Origin of the sequence: Xanthobacter flavus (assembly GCF_017875275.1) — a bacterium.
GTDB lineage: Bacteria > Pseudomonadota > Alphaproteobacteria > Rhizobiales > Xanthobacteraceae > Xanthobacter > Xanthobacter flavus_A.
Genome location: NZ_JAGGML010000001.1, coordinates 4,295,669 through 4,315,095, shown reverse-complemented (window position 1 = coordinate 4,315,095; position 19,427 = coordinate 4,295,669). Strand labels below are relative to the sequence as shown.

General features: G+C 68.4%; 15 protein-coding genes and 1 tRNA gene. 11 read left to right on the top strand and 5 right to left on the bottom strand.

Annotation, left to right across the window (positions count from 1 at the left end):
* Positions 1-306 precede the first annotated feature (306 nt).
* From J2126_RS20330 to J2126_RS20315, 4 genes are all read left to right on the top strand, one after another.
* Complete coding sequence (locus J2126_RS20330; RefSeq protein WP_209488651.1) at positions 307-1,308, top strand: AAA family ATPase; 1,002 nt, start codon at positions 307-309, stop codon at positions 1,306-1,308.
* A 20-nt stretch (positions 1,309-1,328) separates the two neighbouring features.
* The gene (locus tag J2126_RS20325) at positions 1,329-2,294 is read left to right on the top strand and encodes a DUF58 domain-containing protein (protein ID WP_209488650.1); all 966 of its coding nucleotides are present in this window, start codon (positions 1,329-1,331) and stop codon (positions 2,292-2,294) included.
* Entirely contained in the window at positions 2,294-5,125 is a 2,832-nt protein-coding gene (locus J2126_RS20320; RefSeq protein WP_209488649.1) for a DUF4159 domain-containing protein, read from the top strand. Before J2126_RS20325 ends, J2126_RS20320 begins: the two co-directional genes overlap by 1 nt.
* Positions 5,126-5,314: 189 nt before the next feature.
* Positions 5,315-7,381, top strand: a complete 2,067-nt coding sequence (locus J2126_RS20315; RefSeq protein ID WP_209488648.1) for a hypothetical protein — start codon at positions 5,315-5,317, stop codon at positions 7,379-7,381.
* Between the two features lie 304 nt (positions 7,382-7,685).
* Here the strand turns inward: J2126_RS20315 and J2126_RS20310 are convergent, their stop codons facing one another.
* From J2126_RS20310 to J2126_RS20300, 3 genes are read right to left on the bottom strand one after another with little or no spacing between them, the layout of a single operon-like run.
* On the bottom strand, positions 7,686-8,501 hold the full coding sequence (locus J2126_RS20310) for an ABC transporter permease (RefSeq protein WP_209488647.1): 816 nt from the start codon (positions 8,499-8,501) through the stop codon (positions 7,686-7,688).
* Positions 8,498-9,415, bottom strand: a complete 918-nt coding sequence (locus J2126_RS20305; protein WP_209488646.1) for an ABC transporter permease subunit — start codon at positions 9,413-9,415, stop codon at positions 8,498-8,500. Before J2126_RS20305 ends, J2126_RS20310 begins: the two co-directional genes overlap by 4 nt.
* A 12-nt stretch (positions 9,416-9,427) precedes the next feature.
* Positions 9,428-10,594, bottom strand: a complete 1,167-nt coding sequence (locus J2126_RS20300; RefSeq protein ID WP_209488645.1) for an ABC transporter ATP-binding protein — start codon at positions 10,592-10,594, stop codon at positions 9,428-9,430.
* 246 nt (positions 10,595-10,840) lie between these two features.
* On the opposite strand from J2126_RS20300, the gene J2126_RS20295 reads away from it, so the two are divergent.
* A tRNA-Thr gene (locus J2126_RS20295) sits at positions 10,841-10,915 on the top strand.
* 224 nt (positions 10,916-11,139) lie between these two features.
* Here the strand turns inward: J2126_RS20295 and J2126_RS20290 are convergent.
* A complete protein-coding gene (locus J2126_RS20290) occupies positions 11,140-11,853 on the bottom strand; it encodes a TetR/AcrR family transcriptional regulator (protein WP_209488644.1) in 714 nt (237 codons plus the stop codon).
* A 169-nt stretch (positions 11,854-12,022) separates the two neighbouring features.
* On the opposite strand from J2126_RS20290, the gene J2126_RS20285 reads away from it, so the two are divergent.
* The 5 genes from J2126_RS20285 to rnk all read left to right on the top strand — a co-directional run bounded on the left by J2126_RS20285 (position 12,023) and on the right by rnk (position 16,857).
* On the top strand, positions 12,023-12,796 hold the full coding sequence (locus tag J2126_RS20285) for a cyclase family protein (protein WP_348634355.1): 774 nt from the start codon (positions 12,023-12,025) through the stop codon (positions 12,794-12,796).
* 23 nt (positions 12,797-12,819) lie between these two features.
* On the top strand, positions 12,820-13,746 hold the full coding sequence (locus J2126_RS20280; protein WP_281066347.1) for a 3-keto-5-aminohexanoate cleavage protein: 927 nt from the start codon (positions 12,820-12,822) through the stop codon (positions 13,744-13,746).
* A gap of 16 nt (positions 13,747-13,762) precedes the next feature.
* Positions 13,763-14,779: an SMP-30/gluconolactonase/LRE family protein gene (locus J2126_RS20275; RefSeq protein ID WP_209488641.1), complete on the top strand. Its 1,017-nt coding sequence runs from the start codon at positions 13,763-13,765 to the stop codon at positions 14,777-14,779.
* 37 nt (positions 14,780-14,816) lie between these two features.
* Positions 14,817-16,052, top strand: coding sequence for an ABC transporter substrate-binding protein (locus J2126_RS20270; protein ID WP_209488640.1), 1,236 nt, complete (start codon positions 14,817-14,819; stop codon positions 16,050-16,052).
* Positions 16,053-16,440: 388 nt separating this feature from the next.
* The gene (gene rnk / locus J2126_RS20265; protein WP_209488639.1) at positions 16,441-16,857 is read left to right on the top strand and encodes a nucleoside diphosphate kinase regulator; all 417 of its coding nucleotides are present in this window, start codon (positions 16,441-16,443) and stop codon (positions 16,855-16,857) included.
* A 44-nt stretch (positions 16,858-16,901) separates the two neighbouring features.
* On the opposite strand, the gene J2126_RS20260 is transcribed toward rnk, so the two are convergent.
* Positions 16,902-17,315: a hypothetical protein gene (locus tag J2126_RS20260; protein ID WP_209488638.1), complete on the bottom strand. Its 414-nt coding sequence runs from the start codon at positions 17,313-17,315 to the stop codon at positions 16,902-16,904.
* A 269-nt stretch (positions 17,316-17,584) separates the two neighbouring features.
* Between J2126_RS20260 and J2126_RS20255 the strand changes: the two genes are divergently transcribed.
* A complete protein-coding gene (locus tag J2126_RS20255) occupies positions 17,585-19,408 on the top strand; it encodes an amidohydrolase (RefSeq protein ID WP_348634354.1) in 1,824 nt (607 codons plus the stop codon).
* Positions 19,409-19,427: the final 19 nt, after the last annotated feature.

The window sequence follows — 19,427 nt, the reverse complement described above, 5'->3', positions numbered from 1 at the left end:
CGCGCATCATATCGTAAGCTCTGTGTCCGGGTGGCGCGACGTTTGCAAGACTTCGCGAGACGGGCCTTTTCACGCGGAGACCGCAAGGCGGCCCCGTGGTTCGGCGTCCGTCCCAGGCCGGCGCATGGAACGGCCCGCCCGATGCCCATCAGACCGGCAGAGGGCGGAACGGCCCGGCGAAGGAGGAGCGGAGGCGTTTTGTTGCCGCTTTTGGCAGCAAGCTTGCGGTGCATGTTCGGCATGCGGGCAAGTGTGCGTGCGGTGCGTATTTGGCGTGCGATTCGTTCGCGTGGAGGAGATGAGCATATGTCGGCTGCCGGCGAGACCTTCGACCTCGACCAGATGATCATCCGCAACGCGGAAGCCGCCGCCGCCCATGTGAAGGCCGCCCGCGCGGCCATTTCCAACGTCATCTTCGGGCAGGAAACGGTGGTGGAGCGCGCGCTGATCACCATTCTCGCCGGCGGCCATGCGCTGCTCGTCGGCGTGCCGGGCCTTGCCAAGACCAAGCTCGTGGACACCATGGGTACGGTGCTGGGCCTCGATGCCCGTCGCGTGCAGTTCACGCCGGACCTGATGCCTTCCGACATCCTCGGCGCCGAGGTGCTGGAAGAATCGGCCGGCGGGCGGCGCGCCTTCCGCTTCATCAAGGGTCCGATCTTCGCCCAGCTGCTGATGGCGGACGAGATCAACCGCGCCTCGCCCCGCACCCAGTCGGCCTTGCTGCAGGCCATGCAGGAATACCACGTCACCGTCGCCGGCGAGCGGCATGACCTGCCCAAGCCCTTCCATGTGCTCGCGACCCAGAACCCGCTGGAGCAGGAAGGCACCTATCCCCTCCCAGAGGCGCAGCTCGACCGTTTCCTGATGGAGATCGACGTGGATTATCCGGACCGCGACGCGGAGCGGAAGATCCTGTTCGAAACCACCTCGGCGGAGGAGCAGAAGCCCCGCGCCGCCATGACGGTGGACGACCTTATCGCCGCCCAGCGCCTCGTCCGCCGCCTGCCGGTGGGCGAATCGGTGGTGGAGGCCATCCTCACCCTGGTCCGCTCCGCCCGTCCGGGCGCGGAAGGGCCGGAGCAGGCCTATATCGCCTGGGGTCCTGGCCCGCGCGCCAGCCAGGCGCTGATGCTGGCGGTGCGTGCCCGTGCCCTGCTGGACGGGCGCTATGCGCCTTCCCTCGACGACGTGGTGGCCCTCGCCGAACCGGTGCTGAAGCATCGCATGGCGCTGACCTTCGCCGCCCGCGCCGAGCGCCAGAGCGTCACCGGCATCATCCGCCGCCTCACCGAGCGACTCGGGTGAGCGCGGACCGGCCCGCGCCCATGGCAACCGCTGCGAAAGGCCAGACCACGACCGACGATGCGCATCAGGCGGTCGAGACGGCCACCCACGCCGCGGCCGATCTCGCGGCGGCCATGCCGCGGCTTGTCCTGGAGGCACGGCGTATCGCCATGAGCGTGCAGCACGGCCTGCACGGGCGACGCCGCGCGGGCACCGGAGAGAACTTCTGGCAGTATCGCCGCTTCGTGGATGGCGAGCCGGCGAACCGCGTGGACTGGCGCCGCTCCGCCCGCGACGACCATCTGTATGTGCGCGAGCGCGAGTGGGAGGCAAGCCACACGGTGTGGATCTGGCCCGATCTTTCGGCATCCATGAATTACGCTTCCCGGGGACAGGCACCGAAGCGCGAGCGCGCGCTGGTGGTGGCCTTCGCCCTCGCCGAGTTGCTGGTGAAGGGCGGCGAGCGCGTGGGCATTCCCGAGCTGATGCGCCCGTCCGCCAACCGCCGCATTGTCGAGCGCATGGCCGAGGCCGTGGTGCTGGCACCGCGCCTGCCGGCGAGCCTGCCGCCCGAGTTCGGTCCCTCGCCCTTGTCGGAAATCGTTCTGTTCAGCGATTTCTGGAGCCCGGCGGACGAGATCGAGGCGCGCCTCCACACGCTGGCCGCGTCCGGCGCCCATGGTCACCTGGTGCAGATCGTGGACCCGGCGGAGGAGACCTTCCCCTTCTCCGGCCGCATCGAGTTCCGCGAGCCCGAGGGCGGCGACCGCCTGACCGTCGGCCGGGCCGAGAGCTGGAAGGCCGACTATGACCTGAAGCTGGTCGATCACCGCGCGCGCCTGCGCGCCGCGGCGGAGCGTCTCGGCTGGAGCTTCGCCATCCACCGCACCGACCGTCCGGCGAGCGAGATGCTGCTCGCCCTGCACCAGCGCATGAGCGTGGGCGGCGGTCCCTCCGCTTTGCCGAAGGGCGGCGGACATGCCTACGTGTCCGGAGGACCGGCCTGATGTTCGGTCTCCCCCTCGCTTTCTCCGCCCCGCTGCTGCTCACAGCCTTCCTCGCGCTGCCGCTGCTGTGGTTCCTGCTGCGCGTGGTGCCGCCGAAGCCGCGCCAGGTGAGCTTCCCACCGCTGCGCCTGCTGCTCGGCATCACGCCCAAGGAGGAGAGCGCGGCGCGCACGCCGTGGTGGCTCACGGCTCTCAGGATGCTGCTCGCCGCACTCGTGATCCTCGCCGCCGCAGGGCCCATCTGGAATCCGCCCGCCGCGGCGCCGACCGGCTCCGGGCCGCTTCTCCTCGTCATTGATCAGGGCTGGCCGGCCGCCGCGAGCTGGGAGGCCCGCCGCAGCGCCGCAGCGGCCCTCATCGACGAGGCGGAGACCGACGGGCGCGGGGTCGCCCTCATCCCCACCGGCGACGTGCCGCGCGAGGCGACCCTCTCCACCCCCGCCGCCGCGCGCGACCGCCTCCGCTCGCTGGAGCCGGTGCCCTATGCGCCCGCCCGCAAGGAGGCGCTGGCGCTGGCCGGGCGCCTCCTCGGCGCGGAGCCCAGCGCGGGCGTGGTCTACATTTCCGATGGCGTCGACCTTGGCGCCGATCCCGACACCGCGCGCGCCTTCGCCGACCTCGGCGCCGGCGCCCGGCTGCTTGTGGTGGGTGGCGGCGTCGCCGAACCGCTCGCGCTCGCGGCGGCGGAGAATGCAGCCGAGGCGCTCACGGTGAAGGTGGTGCGCCCCACGTCCGGTGCCCCCCGCGCCGGCCGCGTGACGGCCCGCGACATGCGCGGCCTCGTCCTCGCCGAAGCGCCTTTCACTTTGCCGGAGGGCACGAGCGAGGTGGACGCCCGCTTCGACCTGCCGGTGGAACTGCGCAACGAAGTGGCGCGGCTGGAGATTGCCGGCGAGCACTCGGCCGGCGCCGTGCAGCTTCTGGACAAGCGGTGGCGGCGGCGCTCGGTGGGCGTCGTCTCAGGCACCTCCACCGACACCGGCCAGCCGCTGCTGGCGCCGACTTATTATCTCTCCCGCGCGCTCGGCCCCTTCGCCGACCTGCGGGTGGCGGAGACGGGATCGGCCACGGAGAACATCAACCGCTTCCTGGACCAGCGCCTGCCCGTGCTGGCGCTGACCGATGTCGGCACCATTCCGCCCGCCACCCGCAACCGGCTCGCCAAATTCGTGGAGGACGGCGGCGTGCTCATCCGCTTCGCCGGGCCGCGCCTCGCCAATGCGCAGGACGATCTCCTGCCTGTGCGCCTGCGACGCGGCGGCCGTGTTCTGGGCGGCTCCCTGTCGTGGGAGACGCCGCAGAAGCTCGGCTCCCTGACGCCGGAAGGCCCCTTCCGCGACATCAAGCCCGCCGACGACGTGACCGTGAACCGGCAGGTGCTGGCCGAGCCGGACGGCACGCTCGGCGACCGCACATGGGCGACGCTCGCGGACGGCACGCCCCTCGTCACCGGCACCCGCCGGGGCAAGGGCGCGCTGGTGCTGTTCCATGTCACCGGCGACACCTCCTGGTCGAACCTGCCCCTTTCCGGCACATTCGTTGAAATGCTGCGCCACGTGGTTGCCCTGTCCGACGCCCCGCCCCCGCCCGAGACGGCCCCCGCCGGCACGGCGCTCCAGCCCGCTGGCCGGCCGGATGTGGCGGCGCTGCCGCCCGCCCGCGTGCTCGACGGCTTCGGCGCCTTCCGCCCCGCCGGCCCTACCGCCCGCGCTTTACCCGCCGATTATCGCGGCCGCTCCACCGCCGATCATCCGCCCGGCTTTTACGGTCCGCCGGACGGCCTCGTGGCGGTGAACACCCTGCTCCCGGCCGACCGCCCCAAGGTGCTTGATCTCGCAGCGTTGGGGGGCCGCACGGAGCCCTTGCAGGAGAGCGCGCCGCGCGACATGCGCGGGCCGATCCTGATCGGCGCCATGCTGTTGCTTCTTCTCGATGCGCTGGCGGTGCTGTTCCTGGCGGGAGGGCTCTCGCGCATGGGTGGAACGAAAGCCCGTCGCGGCGCCGCGGCGGCCCTCCTCGCCGCGGTCATGCTGGGCGCAACCGCCGGCGCCCTCGTGCCCGCCCCGGCCCGCGCCGACGATGGCTTCGCGCTGAAGGCCACCACGCAGACCCGTTTCGCTTATGTGGTGACGGGCGACAGCGAGGTGGACGACATCTCCCGCGCCGGCCTCGACGGCCTCGCGACCTTCCTCGGCCAGCGCACCGCGCTGCAGGCGGGAGAGGCCATGGGCGTGGACCTCGCGCGGGACGAGCTTGCCTTTTTCCCCGTGCTCTACTGGCCCATCCTCGCCAACACGCCCATTCCCGCCCAGCCGGTGCTGGCGCGCATCGATACCTATATGAAGCAGGGCGGCACGGTGATCTTCGATACCCGCGACGCCATCGAATCCCCCGGCGGCCCCGGCGCGCCGCTCACCCCGGCGCAGGCGCGGCTGAAGGAAATCCTCTCCCGCCTCGACATTCCGGAACTGGAACCGGTGCCGCGCGACCACGTGCTCACCAAAGCCTTCTATCTCCTGAAGGATTTTCCCGGCCGCTTCACCGGCGGCACAACCTGGGTGGAAGCGCTACCCGCCGCCCGCGACGATGCCGACCGCCCCGCCCGCGCCGGCGACGGCGTGTCCCCCGTCATCATCACCTCGAACGATCTGGCCGGCGCCTGGGCCGTGTCACGCTCGGGCGAGCCGATGCTGCCGCTCACCCCCGGCGAGCCGCGCCAGCGCGAGATCGCCTTCCGGGCCGGTGCCAACATGGTGATGTACGTGCTGACCGGCAACTACAAGGCGGACCAGGTGCATGTTCCGGCGCTGCTGGAACGGCTGGGGCAATAGCATGCATACGCCCGGCCGTTCGGTCTTCTTCCCGCGCTCGCCGCTCGCCTCCCCTCTCCCCCTGCGGGAGAGGGGCCGGGGGGTGAGGGGGTGGCTCCGCCAGGCTTTCCCGGCGGCCCCCTTGCTCGGCAGACCCCTCACCCCGGCCCTCTCCCGCAAGGGGAGAGGGAGTCGCGCGAGTGACCAAGCATGAGCTACGGCCTCACCTTCTCCCCCTTCCTGCCGCTGCCGGCGCTGATCGCGGTTGCGGTCGCGGCTGCGCTGCTCGCCGGGCTGCTGGTCTATTCCCGGACCCGCGGCTCGGTGTTCCGCGCGCTGGCGCTGGCGGTGGGCCTGCTGGCCCTCGCCAACCCGTCTTTCACCCGCGAGGAGCGCGAGCCGCTCTCCTCCGTGGTTGCGGTGGTGGTGGACAAGAGCCAGTCGCAATCCTTCGGCGAGCGCACCCAGCAGACCGAGGCGGCGCGCGCCCAGCTCGCCGAACGCCTGGGCAAGCTTTCCGGCGTCGAGGTGCGGACCATCGAGGCGGATGCGGGCGACGGCTCGGCGGACGGCACGCGCCTGTTCTCCGCGCTCTCGGCCGGCCTTGCCGACGTGCCGCCCGAGCGGGTGGCCGGCGCCATCATGATCACCGACGGGCGCGTCCATGACACGCCGGAGAATGCCGGCGCGCTCGGCTTCTCCGCTCCCGTCCATGCCCTCATCACCGGCCGTGCCGGCGAGCGGGATCGCCGCGTGGCGCTGGAGAAGACGCCGCGCTTCGGCATCGTCGGCCAGAAGCAGACCGTGACCTTCAAGGTGACGGACGAAGGTGCCCCGGCCGGTGCCCGCGTGCCCGTCACCATTCGCCGAGACGGCGAGGTGATCGGCCGGCCCACCGTCACCACCGGCCGCAGCGCCAGCATCGACGTGGACATCACCCACGCCGGCCCCAACATCGTCGAGTTCGAGGTGCCCCCGCTCGAAGGCGAGCTGACGCAGGTGAACAACCGCACCGCCGTCGCCATCGACGGCGTGCGCGACAAGCTGCGCGTGCTCCTCGTTTCCGGCGAGCCGAACGTGGGCGAGCGCACGTGGCGCAACCTCTTGAAGAGCGACGCCAACGTGGACCTCGTCCACTTCACCATCCTGCGCCCGCCGGAGAAGCAGGACGGCACGCCCATCAACGAACTCTCGCTCATCGCTTTCCCGACCCGCGAGCTGTTCCAGACCAAGATCAAGGATTTCGACCTCATCATCTTCGACCGTTACGCCCAGCAGGGCGTGCTGCCGCAGATCTATTTCGACAATATCGTGCGCTACGTGCGCGCAGGTGGCGCCGTGCTGGTGGCGGCGGGTACGGACTTCATCGATACCGGCTCGCTCTACAACACGCCGCTGGAGGAGATTCTGCCCGGCATTCCGCGTGGGGAGGCCACCGATGCGCCCTACCACGCGAAGCTCACCGACCCCGGCAAGCGCCATCCCGTCACCCGCAACCTGCCGGGGTCGGAGAGCGACCCGCCCCACTGGAGCCGCTTCTTCCGTGTGATCGACGCGCAGGCGCGCTCCGGCACGAGCCTCATGTCCGCGCCCGGCGAAAAGCCGGTGCTGCTGGTGGACCGGGTGGGAGAAGGCCGCGTCGCCCTGCTCCTCTCGGACCACATCTGGCTGTGGGCGCGCGGCTATGAAGGCGGCGGCCCCCACATCGACCTGCTGCGCCGCCTGTCCCACTGGCTGATGAAGGAGCCGGATCTGGAGGAGGAGCGGCTCAAGCTCACCGTCTCCGGCCGCGATCTCATCGTGGAACGCCAGACCATGGCGGACCAGGTGCCGCCCGCCACCGTCACCACCCCATCCGGCGCGCTGCGCACCCTCACCCTGGCGCAGGTCGAGCCCGGCCTTTGGCAGGCGAAGACGCCGGCCGATGAACTCGGCCTGTGGCGGGCGCAGAACGGCACGCTGAACGCCCTCGCCAATATCGGCCCGCTGAATCCGAAGGAGTTCGCCGAGGTGACCAGCACCCGCGACGTGCTCGCCCCCATCGCGGCGGCCACCGGCGGCGGCGTGTGGCGCCTTGCCGACCTAAACGGGCAGGTGCCGCGCCTCGTGCAGGTCTCGGCCTCCGATAGGCTGGCCGGCGAGGACTGGATGGGCCTGAAGACGCGCGATGCCTCGGTCGTGCGCGGCATCGGCCTGTTCCCGATGTTCGCGGGTCTCTCCGGCCTGCTCCTGTTGCTCGGCGTCATCACCGCCGCATGGGTGCGCGAGGGCCGCTGAGGCGGCCTTTCGCCGCGGACGCTGGACGGGCAGAACTTAAGGTTATGGTTAACACTTCACTGTCACGCTCCCGGTGTCTCGCACACCGGGAGTTTGGGCATGGCCACCGCCGCCTCCGTATCCGCTGATCGCAACCGTGGACTCGCCCTGCTGATGGGCGGAGCGATGCTGGCCGGCGCCTTGCTGCTCATGATCCAGATCGTGACCGCGTTCGGCGCTTTTGCCGCCGGGATTCCCTCGCGGCCCTGCGCCGAGGCGACGGCATGCGCGAACCGGTCGCCCGAAGGCCTTCGCCTCTCGCGCCCTATTGCAGCGCCGCCCGCTCCTCCGCCTGCCGCTGGTTCTCTGCGCGCTTGGTGAGAATGGAGGCGACGATGACCACCACCGTCACGATGGCGATGAGGATGGTGCAGACCGCGTTGATCTCCGGCGTCACGCCCAGGCGGACCTGCGAATAGATGCGCATGGGCAGCGTGGTCGCACCGGGCCCGGTGGTGAAGCTCGCGATCACGAGATCATCCAGCGACAGGGTGAAGGCCAGCATGAAGCCGGACACCACCGCCGGCAGGATAAGCGGCAAAGTGATCTTGATGAAGGTCTGGAACGGCGGACAACCGAGATCCAGCGCCGCCTCCTCCAGCGTGCGGTCGAAGGTGACAAGGCGCGACTGCACCACCACGGCCACGAAGCACATGGTGAAGGTGATGTGGGCCAGCAGCACCGTCCAGAAGCCCCGGTCGAAATTCACCGCCACGAACAGCAGCAGCAGCGACAGGCCGGTGATGACCTCAGGCATTACGAGGGGCGCATAGATCATGCCCGAGAACAGGGTGCGGCCACCGAACCGCCCGTAGCGGGTCAGCGCCAGCGCCGCCATGGTGCCGAGCACGGTCGCCACCAGCGAGGAGAAGAAGGCGATGCGCAGCGTCACCCACGCGGCGTCGATGAGCTGCTCGTTCTCCAGCAGGGACCAGTACCATTGGGTGGAGAAGCCCGCCCACACGGTGACGAGGCGCGAGGCGTTGAAGGAGTAGATGACCAACAGCAGGATCGGGATGTAGAGGAAGGCGAATCCGAGCACGATGGACGTGATGTTGAACCAGGTGAGGCCCTTCTTCATTTGCCCGCCTCCAGTTCACGCTGCTGGATGTTCTGGTAGATGACGATGGGGATCACCAGAACCAGCAGCAGCAGCACCGCCACCGCCGAGGAGACCGTCCAGGAGCGGTTCACGGTGAACTCGGTCCACAGCGACTTGCCGATCATCAGGGTGTCGGAGCCGCCGAGCAGATCGGGGATCACGAACTCGCCCACCGCCGGGATGAAGCACAGCAGCGCGCCGGCGGCGACGCCAGGGATGGAGAGCGGGAAGGTGATGGTCCAGAACGCCTTGGTCGGCGGGCAGCCGAGGTCTGCCGCGGCCTCAAGAAGCGTCAGATCCAGCTTCTCCAGCGCCGAGTAGAGCGGCAGCACCATGAACGGCAGGTAGGAATAGACGATGCCGATATAGACCGCGAGATTGGTGTTCAGGATCTCCAGCGGCGTATCGATGACGCCCAGCGCCATGAGCCCCTGGTTCAGCAGGCCCTCCGGCGAGAGGATGCCGATCCAGGCGTAGACGCGGATCAGGAACGAGGTCCAGAACGGCAGGATCACCAGCATCAGCAGCGTCGGCTGGATGGAGCGCGGCGCCCGCGCCATGCCGTAGGCGATGGGGTAGCCCACCAGCAGCAGAAGCACGGTGGAGATGGAGGCGATCACAAGGCTTGAGCCGTAGGCCTCCAGGAACTCGTTGGAGAAATCGAGCACGTAGCCGTAATTGGCCAAGGAGAGCTGCGAGAGGAAGTCCGTCAGCCCCGCAAGTCCGTTGGAGAGATCGAGCTGCGGGGCATAGGGCGGCTGGGCCACCACGTCCTGCGACAGCGAGATCTTGAACACGATGAGGAAGGGCGCGAGGAACAGCGCCAGAAGCCACAGATAGGGAACCGCGATTACGAACCAGCGGCCCCTGCCCTTCTCGCCCGCCATGGCCATGTCCGTTTCTCCTCAGCGGGTCAGCAGAACGCCGGCGTCGGGGTCGAACGTGACCCACACCTCGTCTTCCCAGGAAATGGGGCGCGCCACCCGGCGCGACAGGTTCGGCTGGGACACCTTCAGCCGCTGACCGCAGGCGAGCTCCACATGGTAGATGGAGAGATCACCCAGGTAGCCGATATCCCAGATCTTGCCGGCGAAGATATTCTCGCTCCCCTCCGGCGGAGGATCGAGGGAGATCCGCAGCTTTTCCGGCCGGATGGCGATGCAGGCATTGCCCCCGGCGGCCACTTCGCACGGATGGGCCACGCTCAGCGGGGAAGGCGTCACATCGGAGGTCAGCCGGGTCATCTCGCCCTCACAGGCGGTGACGGTGGATTCGATGAGATTCACCTCGCCGATGAAGTCGGCGATGTAGCGGGTGGCGGGCTGCTCGTAGATTTCAGCGGGCGGGGCTACCTGCACCAGCACGCCGTGATTCATGACGGCGATCCGGTCCGCCACGGTCATGGCCTCCTCCTGGTCGTGCGTCACGATCAGGAAGGTCATGCCGAGGGACATCTGCAGGTCCATCAGCTCAAACTGCGTCTCCTCGCGCAATTTCTTGTCGAGGGCGCCGAGCGGCTCGTCCAGCAGCAGCACCTTGGGCCGCTTGGCGAGGGATCGCGCCAGCGCCACGCGCTGGCGCTGGCCGCCGGACAGCTGGTGAGGCTTGCGCTTGGCGAACTGCTCCAGCTTGACGAGATGCAGCATCTCCTCGACGCGGGCATCGATGTCGGCCTTGGGCATCTTGTCCTGCTTCAGGCCGAAGGCGATGTTGTCCGCCACGTTCATGTGCGGGAACAGCGCATAGGACTGGAACATCATGTTCACTGGCCGCCGGTAGGGCGGCACCCCCGCCAGATCCTCCCCGGCCAGCGTGAGGCGGCCGGAGGTGGGCTCCTCGAATCCGGCCAGCATGCGCATGAGGGTGGTCTTGCCGCAGCCAGAGGGGCCGAGCAGCGCGAAGAATTCCCGCTCGTAGATGTCGAGGCTGACGTTGTTGACGGCGGTGAAGTCGCCGAACCGCTTGATGACGTTCTCGAAGCGGATGAGCGGGGTCTGGCCGGGGTCCTTCCACGGGGCGAATGTGCGCCGGACGGCGCCTATGGTTTCCTTGCGCGCCTTGTCCGCTGCCATGACTTCCCCCATCCAGGCCACGTAGGATGGAGGCTAGCTGGGCAGAAGGAAACGCTCAAGCCGCAAGCAGGCGCATTTTTTCGGCGAATGGCACCGGGGGTTTGCGCGGGCGCGTCCGTTTGTGGCGTCATCCACCGCCATCGGCACCCGGCCCCTTGCACCGCAGCGCCGCATGTACTAGAGGAGCGCTCCTGACGACGGCACACCCGTCGCCGCGGTCCCCGCTTCCATGCGGCCCGCCGGCACGCTGCGGTAGCTCAGTGGTAGAGCACTCCCTTGGTAAGGGAGAGGTCGAGAGTTCAATCCTCTCTCGCAGCACCATTCCAAAGCGTTGCAAACGCTTGTTGTACCGCCACATCCCGTGATCTCCGCCCGGAAGTCGCGCCAGAGGCTGCTCCAGCCAACGATGATCGCCGCTGCCATCGATCGCGCCGCGCCATCACCCGGCGAGCGCTTTTCCGGTCGTGAGGTGGCTTGAACCCATCGCCGATGGCGCCTGAAGCGCGGAACCCTTGCGCAGCCTTGCGGAGCCCCCCGGCCCGCCTTCAGCGGCACATGGCCGTGAGGCCGGCGGTGACGAAGCGAACGAAATCGTCGAACCGCGCCGGGTCTCCGGCCGTTGCCCGGCCGTTCGACAGACGCTCGATGCGCTTGTCGGCGACGTACATCAGCAGCGCGCCGACCGCATATTCGTAGGCCCAGAGCAGCTTGTCCGCAGGGCAATCCGGCAGCGCCACCGACATGGCCTCCAGGAAGGCATGCACCAGCGGATCGTAGAAGCGCCCGATGATCTCCGTCGCCTCCGGCCCCGGGTCCCAGGCCGTGCGGGCGACGAGAAGGGAAAAGCTGTCGCCGCTCGCCGAGCCGGTCAGCCGCACCACCGGCTCCGCCCAGGCGGCCACGATCTCTTCCACGCGGCCAGGGCCCGGCCCGCGCGCGCCGATTTCCCGGATGCGGGAAATGCGCTCATCCAGATTGGCCTGCCGATGCGCGAACACCGTCGCCAGCAGCTCCGGCTTGCGGCCGAAATAATAGCTCACCAGCGCCACGGGAACCCCCGCGCGGGCGGCGATGTCGCGCACGGAAACGGCGGCATAGCCCCGCTCGGCGAAGAGGAATTCCGCGCTGTCGAGGATGTCCTGCCGCCGGTCGGGACGCTGAATCTCCTCGGGTGCCACGGGTGAGCGGCGCGGCGCCTTCCGGCGCGCCGCCGGAGCAGCCGAGCGCCGGACCGGCGCGGTCTTCTTCGTCGTCTCCATGGCCTCTTCTAGCGCTGCCATTGCATTCGCACCAGTCGCGGTGTGAGGATCTGCGCCATCGGTGCCCTCGCATTCATATGCATCTTGAACGTACGTACAATAACCTGTACGACTGTTCAAAATGCCAAAAATCGAAGCCCGCCTGACGGGCCGGGGAGGATGGGACGCCGTGCCGAAATTCGTCGACATCTCCATTCCGCTGGAAAACGACGTGCCCGCCGACCCACCCTTCCAGCGGGTCCGCATCGACTATTCAGTCCACACCGAAACCGCCGCCACCTTGTGCGCCGCCTTCCCCGGCCTCACGCCCGAGCAGCTTCCCGAGGGCATGGGCTGGGCGGTGGAGACCGCCCACATCTCCACCCACAACGGCACCCATGTGGATGCGCCGTGGCACTATCACCCCACCATGGACGGCGGCGCCCGCGCCATCACCATTGACGAGATCCCGCTCGACTGGTGCTTCCGCCCCGGCGTGAAGCTGGACTTCCGCCATCTGCCCGACGGCCATGTGGTGACGCCGGCGGAGATCGACGCGGAACTGGCGCGCATCGGCCATAGGCTGAGCCCCCTCGACATCGTGGTGGCGAACACCTCCGCCGGCATCGCCTATGGTCAGGCCGATTACATCGACAAGGGCTGCGGCTTCGGCCGCGACGCCACGCTCCACCTTGTAAATCAAGGGGTTCGGGTCGTGGGCACGGACGGCTGGAGCTGGGACGCGCCCTTCTCTTTCACCGCGCGCCGCTTCGCCGAGACGGGTGATGCATCCCTCATCTGGGAAGGCCACAAGGCCGGCCGCGAGAAGGGCTATTGCCAGATCGAGAAGCTGCACAATCTCGAGGCGCTGCCCTCCACCGGCTTCACCATCAGCTGCTTCCCGGTGAAGGTGCGCGCCGCCTCCGCCGGCTGGACGCGCGCCGTCGCCATCCTTCCCGATTGAACGCATTTTTGCGGAGACACGTCTTGAGCAAGGTCATCATCACCTGCGCGGTGACGGGCGGCATTCACACGCCCACCATGTCCGACGCGCTGCCCATCACACCCAACGAGATCGCCGAGCAGGCCATCGCCGCGGCCGAGGCCGGCGCTGCCATCCTGCACCTGCACGCCCGCGATCCGAAGGATGGGCGCCCGACGCCCGATCCCGCCGTGTTCATGGAGTTTCTGCCGCGCATCAAGCAGGCGACCGACGCGGTCATCAACATCACCACCGGCGGCGGCCTGAACATGACCGTGGAGGACCGCCTCGCCGCGCCGCTGATCGCCGCGCCCGAGATGTGCTCGCTGAACATGGGCTCCATGAACTTCGCGCTGCACCCGCTGGCGAAGCGCTATTCCAACTGGAAGCACGACTGGGAGGAACCCTACCTCACCGGCACGAAGGACTTCATCTTCCGCAACACGTTCGGCGACATCGAGCGCATCTACAAGATGCTGGGCGAGGAGCACGGCACCAAGTTCGAGCATGAATGCTACGACGTGGGCCACCTCTACAATCTTGCCCACTGCCTCGACCAGGGCTGGTTCAAGCCGCCGGTGTTCCTGCAGTTCATCTTCGGCATTCTCGGCGGCATCGGGCCGGACATGGACAATCTGATGTTCATGAAGCGCACCGCCGACAAGCTGTTCGGCAAGGATTATTACTTCTCGGTGCTCGCCGCCGGTCGCCACCAGATGCCGTTCGCCACGCAGGCGGCCATGCTGGGCGGCAATGTGCGGGTGGGGCTGGAGGACAGCCTGTTCATCGGCCGCGGCAAGCTCGCCTCCTCCAATGCCGAGCAGGTGGCGAAGATCCGGCGTATCCTGGAAGAGCTGGGCCACGAGATCGCCACCCCGGACGAGGCCCGCGCCACCCTCGGGCTAAAGGGCGCCGACAAGGTGAGCTTCTGACAGACTGAGGAACGCCATGGCAGCGCCCAACCCCATCGACGGCTTTACGGTCGACCCCGCCGCCATCGCCTATGTGGGCGAGAACTTGCAGCGTCCCGAGTGCATCCTCGCGGAGCGCGACGGGTCCCTGTGGAGCGCGGACGCGCGCGGCGGGGTGGTGCACATCCGCCCGGACGGCACCCAGACGCTGATCGCGCAGAGCGAGGCGACGCACTTCGCCTCCGCCGCCGACGAGGAGACGCGCTTCGTCGCCGGCACCCTGCCGAACGGCCTCGCCTTCGCCCGCAATGGGGACATCCTGATCTCCAATTTCGGTACCGACCGGCTGGAAATCATGACCCGCGACGGACAATCCCGCGTGCTCGCCGACACCATCGACGGCACACCGATCGGCAAGGTCAATTTCGTGCTGCGCGACAGAAGGGACCGCATCTGGCTCACCATCTCCACCCGCATCAAGAACTGGATGCAGGCCATGAGCCCGAACGTCGCGGACGGCTATGTGGCGCTTTACGAGAACGGCCATCTGCGCATCGTCGCGGACGGCTTCTGCTTCACCAACGAGATCCGCTTCGACGCCAAGGAGGAATGGCTCTACGTTGTCGAGACGGGCGGCAAGCGGGTGACGCGCCTCAGGGCGCTGCCCAACGGCGACCTCACCGACCGCGAGACCTTCGGCCCCTCGGACCACGGCGCCTTCATCGACGGCATCGCCTTCGACGCGCATGGCAACCTCTGGGGCACCCATGTGATGACGGACCGCATCTTCGCCATCACCCCGGACGGCGACCTGCGCATCATCCTCGATGACGACCGCGGCAGCGCCGCCGGCAAGGCGCTGATGGCGGCGCTGGAGAAGGACGCCGTGACGCCCGAGCTGATGCTCGCCTGCGGCGGCACCATCGCCCCCTGGTTCGCGAGCGTCACCTTCGGCGGCCCGGACCTTCGGACCGTCTATGTGGGCAGCCTGCGCGGCACCCGCATTCCCTTTTTCCGTTCACCGGTGGCGGGCCTGCCCATGGTCCACTGGTGAGCGCCGACCAATGACAAGAATGACCGGGAGGACATCCATGACAGCGAAATTCGGCCCCCTCGCCTTGGCCCTGGCGGCGGGACTCGCCGCAGCTCCGGCGGCGGCAGAAATCTCCGGGGGCACGGTGAAGGTGGGCGTGCTCACCGACATGTCCGGCGTTTATTCGGACATCACCGGGAAAGGCTCGCTGATCGCCGCGCAGATGGCCATCGACGACTGCCTGAAGGCCGAGTGCGCCGGCATGAAGATCGAGATGGTCTCCGCCGACCACCAGAACAAGGCGGACATCGCCTCCGCCACCGCCCGCAAGTGGATCGACCAGGATGGCGTGGACGTCCTCGCCGACATGTCCAACGCCTCCATCCAGCTCGCCATCGCGCCGCTGGTGAAGGAGAAGAACCGCGTCGCGCTCTTCCCCGGCGGCACCGCCCGCCTCACCGGCGATGCGTGCCAGCCCGGCCACGTGGTGCAATGGATGTGGGACACCTACGTGCAGGTGGCCGGCATCGCCAACCGCCTGACCCAGCCCGGCACATCCTGGTATCTCGTCACGGCGGACTATGCCCTCGGCCAGCAGTTGGAGGCCGACGCCAAGACCGTGGTGGGCAAGAAGGGCGGCAAGGTGCTCGGCTCCGTGCGCCATCCCTTCCCGGCGGTGGACCTTTCCTCGCCGCTCCTGACGGCGCAGGGCTCGGGCGCGGACATCATCGCCCTCGCCAATGCCGGCAACGATACGGTGACGGGCATCAAGACCGCCCGCGAGTTCGGCATCACCACCTCGAAGCAGAAGCTGGTCGCCTTCTTCCTCACTGCGCTGGACGTGAAGAGCGTCGGCCTGCCGGTGGCGCAGGGCACGCTGCTCTCGGAAGGCTTCTACTGGGACCTCGACGACGGCACCCGCGCCTTCTCGGAGCGCTTCAAGGCGCAGAATGGCAAGATCCCGTCCGCCATTCACGCCGGCGTCTATTCCTCCGTCCTGCACTATCTGAAGTCTGTGGCGGCGACGAAGAGCGATGATGCGCAGACCGTGGTCAAGAAGATGGGCGAGCTGCCGATCAAGGACGACGTGGTGCGCAATGCCAAGCTCCGTGAGGACGGGCGCATGGTGCATGATTTCTACGTCTTCGAGGTGAAGTCTCCCGAGGCCTCCAAGGGCGAGTGGGACCTCTACAAGCTGGTCGCCACCCTGCCCGGCGACGAGGCCTTCCGCCCCTTGTCCGAAAGCGCCTGCCCGGCGGTGATTGCCGCGCGAGGCGAGAAAAAGGCCAACTGAACCATGTACCCTGCCGTCCACGCTCGGACGGCAGGGCTCATCTTTTCACGGCGGCCACGCGGCTGGCCGAATGACGCGGCGAATGGCCCACATCTCGCCCTCCCGCCCCATCAGCGCACCGCGCCGACCGACTTGACATAAGGGAAGGTCGGGGGCCTCATGGGCGCATGAACGGCGCCCGATACATTCCCTGCCGCCCCTGCCCTATCGCAGGAGCGTAGCCCCGCGTCCGGCGTTTGCGCCCCGGATGCCGGGGTGATGCGATGCCGTGCCCGGACCCGAGGCGGCGGCCGCCGATCGCGCAAATCCGCCATCCCATCGCGCCTTATGCCAGCGGCCGCTGCACCGACAGCCGCCGCAGCGCGCGCTCGTGCGAAAGATCGACCACATGACGAAACAATCCCGCCGGGAGCGCCTGCCGGCGCTCATCCTCAATCGCGCCGACCACGGCCGCCTCACCAGCCTCGCCACCGCTGCGCTGGACACCATTCCCGACGTGGCGGAGGAACTGCTCTCGGAGCTGGATCGCGCCCGGCTCGTGGCACCCGACCGCGCGCCGCCGAACTCGGTGCAGATGGGCACCACCGTCACTTACCGGTCGGGGGGCACGACCCGCACCGTCCGGCTGGTCTATCCCGAGGACGCGGATATCGCCGACGGCAAGGTCTCGGTGATGACCCCCGTCGGCGCGGCGCTGATCGGCCTGTCCGAAAACCAGTCCATCTCCTGGACAGCCCGGGACGGGCGGCGCCATCAGCTGGAGGTGGTCGCCGTCGTGCCGGCCATGACGCCCCCGATGGGCTGATTCTCGGCGGGCGCGGCGCCGGATCGAACCAGCGCCGCGCCGCTTCATGCATTCACGTCATTCACCGGAGCCAGCCGCAGGGCGGCCCGACCGCCGCCGCGCGGGGGCGGCTCTCCATTGGGGCGTGACCGCGCCTTGCGCCACGGGGGCGAGAACGGCTTCTGGCGGCGCGCGACGGCGGTCCAGCTCCCGCCCGGCCCGCATCCGGCAGGCGCGGTAGGCAGCGCCGCCAGCGCGGCCAGAATGTCGTCGATGGAAACAACCGCGCCGCTGTCGAGACGCCGGAGCGCCGGCGCATGCTCGACCGCGTGGCGGTCCGATGCCCAGGACGACAGCAGCGCCCGCTTTTCCTCATCATTCATGGACGGGTGATCGAGCACCTGGTCCGGATGGACCAGAGCGGCTTTCGACTGAAGGGACGGCGGCGCCTGCGGCCGCTCGCCTCGCGTGGTTCTCATAGCCACATCCTCCTTCGAGCAACATGGGTACAAGCACCTCGCACGCATGGTGCGATGTCTGTCCCGGCCTTGCGGCCGGCAATGTTGATTTGGGTGCGTCTTCATGTCCGTCAAGGGTTGCCCCGGGCGGCCGACAGAAATTGCGGCAATTCACGAGAGAAGTCGTTTTTACCGTCACAGGATCGCGCTACCCTCTCGGAAGGCGAGTGATTTGCGTTGCTTTCACGCACGCGCAATCAGCACATCGCCGCTCACGGGAGGGGACGGCAGTGTGTATCGCGTGTGAATGGGCACCCCATTTCGAGGCTTTCGGCCGGGCGAGCGGCCTCAACCGCCGCTCCGTGCTGGGTGCCGGCATGGCCATGACGGCGGCGGCAGCCATGGCGCCGGTCTTCCGCGCGACCGAGGTGCGCGCGCAGGGGTCCCAGCCCGCCGCGGCGGCGACCGGCCCGGCCGATTTCGTGTTCCGCAACGGGCCGGTCTACACCGTCTCCGGCGCGCAGCCCTGGGCGAAGGCGGTCGCGGTGCGCGGCAAGACCATCATCCATGTGGGCGACGAAGCGGGCGCCATGGCGCTCGCGGGACCGAAGACGCAGGTGATCGACCTCAAGGGCCGGCTGCTCATGCCCGGCTTCGTGGAAGGGCACACCCACCCCCTGCTCGGCGCCTTCCTGACCTCCGGCATCGACCTTCAGCTGCCGACCATGAAGGATGCCCTCGCCGCCATCGAGCAATATGCCAAGGAAAATCCCACCGGCCCCATTCGCGGCTTCGGCTGGCGCGTGGACATGTTCCCGCCGGAGGGCCCGACCCGCGCCGAGCTCGACCGCATCCTGCCCGACCGGCCGGCCTTCTTCTTTGCCATCGACGGCCACAGCCTGTGGGTGAACTCGAAGGCGCTGGAGATGGCCGGCGTGACCCGCGACACGCCGGACCCCATCCCGCGCTTCAGCTATTACGCCCGCGACGAGAAGGGCGAGCCCACCGGCTATGTTCTCGAAGTCAACGCCGTGCTCGCCCTCGTCAATGCGGTCGAGCCGATCACCGCCGCCAACCTGGGCAAGCTGCTGGATCGCTGGCTGCCCAAGGCCGCAGCGGCCGGCATCACCTCGCTGTTCGACGCCGGCGTGCCGCCCATTGGCTCCGACCAGGGCGCCGTCATCAACATCTATGTGGACGCAGAGAAGCGCGATGCCCTGCCGTTCCGGGTATCGGCCTCCTATTCGGTGAAAAGCCTGCCCATCGACGACGTGGTCGAACAGTTCAAGAACGTCCGTAGCCGGGTGTCGAGCGAGCTGGTGCACGTGGACATCGTGAAGATCGTCGGCGACGGATCGCAGGGCGGTTACACCGCGTGGCTGATCGAGCCCTATGCCGACATGCCCAACTCCATCGGAGCCTCGCCCTTCACCGAGGCCCAGTGGCACCAGCTCATCGGGGCGGTGGACGCGGCCGGCTATGACGTCCACGTCCATGCCTGTGGCGAGCGCACGGCCCGCGTGGCGCTCGACGGCATGGAGAAGGCGATCGCCACCAATCCCAAGCGCGACCGCCGCAATGCCATCGCCCATCTGGTCTATGTGGAGGACAGCGACGCCCCGCGCTTCGCCAAGATGAACGTGACGGCGCAGTTCTCCGCCAACTGGTCGTCGGCCGATCCGGACACGATGATCAACATGCTCGCGCGTTACGGGCAGCCGCGCGCCAGCAAGCTGTACCGCACCAAGACCATCCTGAACCAGGGCGGGCGCGTATCGTTCGGCACCGACTGGCCGGCGGCGGGCTATTTCTCCACCTACAAGCCGCTCGATTCCATCGAGGTGGGCGTGACTCGCCGGTTGATCGGCAAGGCGGACGCCGCCGTGCTTGTGCCGGCCGACGAGCGGCTGACGGTGGCCGAGGCCATTCACGCCAACACAATGGGCGCCGCCTACCAGCTCCGCATGGACGACAGGATCGGATCGCTGGAGGTCGGCAAGTTCGCCGACCTGATCGTGCTCGACCGCAACATCCTCGAGGGCGATCCGCGCGACATCCACAAGGCGAAGGTCGAGCTGACCATGATGAATGGGAAGATCCGCCACAAGGCCTGATATTCCGGCCGGAGCCAAC